Origin of the sequence: Vibrio sp. T9, assembly GCF_003123985.1 — a bacterium.
GTDB lineage: Bacteria > Pseudomonadota > Gammaproteobacteria > Enterobacterales > Vibrionaceae > Vibrio > Vibrio diabolicus.
Window position 1 is genome coordinate 1 of the sequence record NZ_NIGY01000140.1, and the last position, 331, is coordinate 331.

Below are 331 nucleotides of genomic sequence, written 5' to 3' on the forward strand. Positions count from 1 at the left end.
GGACTGTTCGTCGGTGTCTCGGCAGGCGCCACGGTCGCCGCTGCTCTGGCCTTTGCCGAGAGCGCCGCCAAGGACAGCGTCATTCTCGCCATGCTCCCTGACACGGGCGAGCGCTATCTGTCGACTTTCCTGTTCGAGGGTGTCGAGGAAGGCTCCGACACCGAGTGGCTCGAAAGTCTGGGGTGAAACCCTGGGCACGAAGGCGATCCCGTTAATCGTTCAAAAACGGGATCGCTGCATTGCCGTCACATCCGGGACGTCACGGTAGTCGCCTGAACTTAGAGGAGACCCGCATGACCTTTTTGCGCCGGAAGACCATCAGCGAGAAGCT

The 331-nt window shown here is 61.0% G+C and carries 1 pseudogene; it reads left to right on the top strand.

The features are described from left to right. Nucleotides 1-186 (top strand): annotated as a pseudogene (locus CBX98_RS25810) (cysteine synthase A); the annotation flags it as partial. Between the last annotated feature and the right edge of the window lie 145 nt (nt 187-331).